Annotated in this window: 7 protein-coding genes and 1 pseudogene; all 8 read left to right on the forward strand. The window is 29.2% G+C overall.

The features are described from left to right. A partial coding sequence (locus ACRDBA_RS12290; protein ID WP_438573215.1) for a hypothetical protein occupies positions 1-587 on the forward strand: 587 nt, incomplete at its 5' end. Then, complete coding sequence (locus tag ACRDBA_RS12295) at positions 587-928, forward strand: hypothetical protein (protein ID WP_438573216.1); 342 nt, start codon at positions 587-589, stop codon at positions 926-928. The genes ACRDBA_RS12290 and ACRDBA_RS12295, both read left to right, overlap by 1 nt. A gap of 19 nt (positions 929-947) precedes the next feature. Beyond that, positions 948-1,145, forward strand: coding sequence for a hypothetical protein (locus tag ACRDBA_RS12300; protein ID WP_438573217.1), 198 nt, complete (start codon positions 948-950; stop codon positions 1,143-1,145). A 1-nt stretch (position 1,146) separates the two neighbouring features. After that, positions 1,147-1,395, forward strand: a complete 249-nt coding sequence (locus ACRDBA_RS12305; protein WP_438573218.1) for a MazG nucleotide pyrophosphohydrolase domain-containing protein — start codon at positions 1,147-1,149, stop codon at positions 1,393-1,395. A gap of 11 nt (positions 1,396-1,406) precedes the next feature. After that, positions 1,407-1,589, forward strand: coding sequence for a hypothetical protein (locus ACRDBA_RS12310; RefSeq protein ID WP_438573219.1), 183 nt, complete (start codon positions 1,407-1,409; stop codon positions 1,587-1,589). A gap of 62 nt (positions 1,590-1,651) precedes the next feature. Further along, positions 1,652-2,047, forward strand: coding sequence for a hypothetical protein (locus ACRDBA_RS12315; RefSeq protein WP_438573220.1), 396 nt, complete (start codon positions 1,652-1,654; stop codon positions 2,045-2,047). A gap of 1 nt (position 2,048) precedes the next feature. Then, on the forward strand, positions 2,049-2,285 hold the full coding sequence (locus ACRDBA_RS12320) for a hypothetical protein (RefSeq protein ID WP_438573221.1): 237 nt from the start codon (positions 2,049-2,051) through the stop codon (positions 2,283-2,285). Positions 2,286-2,436: 151 nt separating this feature from the next. Then, positions 2,437-2,705: pseudogene (locus tag ACRDBA_RS12325) on the forward strand (hypothetical protein); the annotation flags it as partial.

Consider the following 2,705-nt stretch of genomic DNA (forward strand, 5'->3'; position numbering starts at 1 on the left):
TGAGGTCACCAATGAATAGTTGGCATTTATCTGATAGCTATGACGATTTGAATATTGATACACCTATAGGAATTACTTGCGAGTGTATTAAAATAGGTGAAAAAGACATGGATTTAGCTAAAAGGCTTATAAAAGGTGGAAGTGAACATTGCAAATTCCTAAGACAAATACAAGTATGGGTAGATTTAAACTTGCCTAGATACATTTGGTCCGAGTTTGACACGTACAAATTCAATACAAAGAACTCATGCAGCACAATGCATAAACTTTTTACTGTTAACCCTATAATATTAAGTGATTTTTATTATGAAAACGACAAAGAGAAAGAAGTTTTATCGTGCATGGTAGACCTTTTAAACGAATTAAGGATTGAATACTTAGATACGAAGAATTACGAATTTGTAAGGACTGGAAAAAGGATACTTCCGGAATCGTTCCTTCAATTAAGAACAGTTAATACAAATTACGCTGAACTTATAAATATATATCATCAAAGGAAAAATCATAGGCTTAAAAATGAATGGGGAATGATTTGTAAATGGATTGAGTCATTGCCATATATGAAAGAGTTTTTAGAGGTGAACTAATGAAGCTTATACGAAAGAAAAAGTATAGAGAATTATTAGATACTATAGATCATTATGAAAGTAAAATAAAATACTTAGAGGGTGCATTGAGTAATTTAGATAGTTACTCATGTACTCTTAGACAACAAAAGTATGATTCAGAAAAAGATTTAAGCTATGCAAATGAAAGTTATCATCTTCTTAAAAATGATTATGATGTATTAAGAAAGAGAGAAATGAGGTATAGAGGAAATGAAATAGAAGCTAAATACAGATTAGGATTAGTTGAAGAAGAGTTGAAAGAACAAAAGAAAAATAATAGAAGATTAATCAATTTATTATATAATCCAAAGAAAAAATAACTATATGGGGGTATAGGGAATGAGTAAAAGTATTAAGGATTTTAAAAAGGGTGATAAGATAATATTTAACTGGAACAATGAGAAGTATCAAGGAGTTGTTATTGGTAGTCCTTATAGGTTTATAAATGACAATGAAAGGTATGTAGAAGTACAGTTGTATGAATATGGTGAGGAAATGTGTGTTAATGTACAATATTTAGAGAAGATTGAGGGATAAAATGAAATTACATAATTTAGATATATATAATCATGTTAGTGTAAAAGACATGCTTGATAAATTAGATGAAGAAGTAGTTGAGGTAAGATGGGCATTGGTAGATAATGACATGGATAATATCAAAGAAGAATTAATGGACGTAATTCAATGTTGTTACGGTATTGCATATACAAAAGGAATAAATTTAGAGGATTGTGTAGAAGCACATAATAAGAAGTTAGAAAGTAGATTGCATAAATTTATAGATTAGGTGGGATTAATATGAAAGTTTATATAAGTCATTTAGATGATAGAAATAATAAAGAGTTAGTGGCTAATACTATAAAAGATATAATAGGTGCTACTTGTTTAGCCAGTTACGGTGCGTTTCAAGGTTCGTGGATAAGATTTGCAATGATTATTATAGGATATGTAGTAATTAGAACTAATATAGAAATAGATTAACAATAGGGGTATAGGAAACTATGCCCTTACTAATACAACAAATATATGGGGGTATATAGACAATGACAAAAGATAAAAAATATATAGAAAACTTATTTAGGAACTTTAAGAAGAATAAAGCTAGGTTAAAAATGTTAGAACTTGGATTAGTGAGTGATGAAGATCATGTTATAGGTGCGATTGATTATTCTAAAGACAAGATACAAACTAGCAATTTATCAAGTTTAGACAACATAGTTGAACGTAGAGAGAAAGAAAAGGAACAACTAGAGAAGGATATAGCTATTACTGAAATATTATTAGAAAGCTTAAAGGAAGATGATGGAATATTAGTAGAAGCGTATTACATAGAAGGAAAGACACAAACACAAGTAGCCAATATAATTAATGTATATGAGGTTTCTACTGTGTGGAGGAGAAGAGAAAAATTATTAGATTGTTTAATGGAGCTGATATAATATGTGGTGCATATTTGGTCATAATTATGATTATGAGGGTAGTTATTATCAAGAAGTAAAGCCAAGTAGTGGCAATTTATATGGAATAGAAGTTTTTAGATTGTTTAAGTGCTTGAGATGTGGAAAGATGTACAAAGAGAAAATCATGAAATATAATATAAACTATACATACGATTTGATAATTAGTAGCTTGAAAGACAATGGGTATATTCATATTAATAAGTATTACAATAGATAGGAGGGCAAAGCCTTCCTTTTTTATTGCACATAATCAAGAATATAGTAATTGCAATGATTTTGACCTGTAATTGCAATTGATTTTCAAATGATAAAGTAGTAATATAGTATCATAGAGAAAATGTAAATACGGTTAACAAGGGGATAAAATAATGGTTAAAGTTTGGAAGGATGCACAATGTATCACTTCTAGCCAATTACCTAAAAAGTATGAGGGTATAAGGGATATAATGGAACAAATACCCAAGCATCATAATAATAGTGGTGCTAGGAAGATATATACAAGGAAAGAATATACGATTTATAAGGTTGATAATGGTTTTATAATTCATAATACTAGCAAGAAATTTGAGGAAGGTCATACTCATGTTAAAGGATTCGGAGTTGCAAAAGTTTTAATTGATTCAGCTATTAGGAATCG

Origin of the sequence: Clostridium sp. (assembly GCF_051654825.1) — a bacterium.
Classification (GTDB): domain Bacteria; phylum Bacillota; class Clostridia; order Clostridiales; family Clostridiaceae; genus Clostridium.

Coding starts and splice junctions, on each gene's coding strand:
- ACRDBA_RS12305 (WP_438573218.1), top strand. CDS start 1,147: ATGAAATTACATAATTTAGATATATATAATCATGTTAGTGTAAAAGAC.
- ACRDBA_RS12315 (WP_438573220.1), top strand. CDS start 1,652: ATGACAAAAGATAAAAAATATATAGAAAACTTATTTAGGAACTTTAAG.
- ACRDBA_RS12295 (WP_438573216.1), top strand. CDS start 587: ATGAAGCTTATACGAAAGAAAAAGTATAGAGAATTATTAGATACTATA.
- ACRDBA_RS12320 (WP_438573221.1), top strand. CDS start 2,049: ATGTGGTGCATATTTGGTCATAATTATGATTATGAGGGTAGTTATTAT.
- ACRDBA_RS12310 (WP_438573219.1), top strand. CDS start 1,407: ATGAAAGTTTATATAAGTCATTTAGATGATAGAAATAATAAAGAGTTA.
- ACRDBA_RS12300 (WP_438573217.1), top strand. CDS start 948: ATGAGTAAAAGTATTAAGGATTTTAAAAAGGGTGATAAGATAATATTT.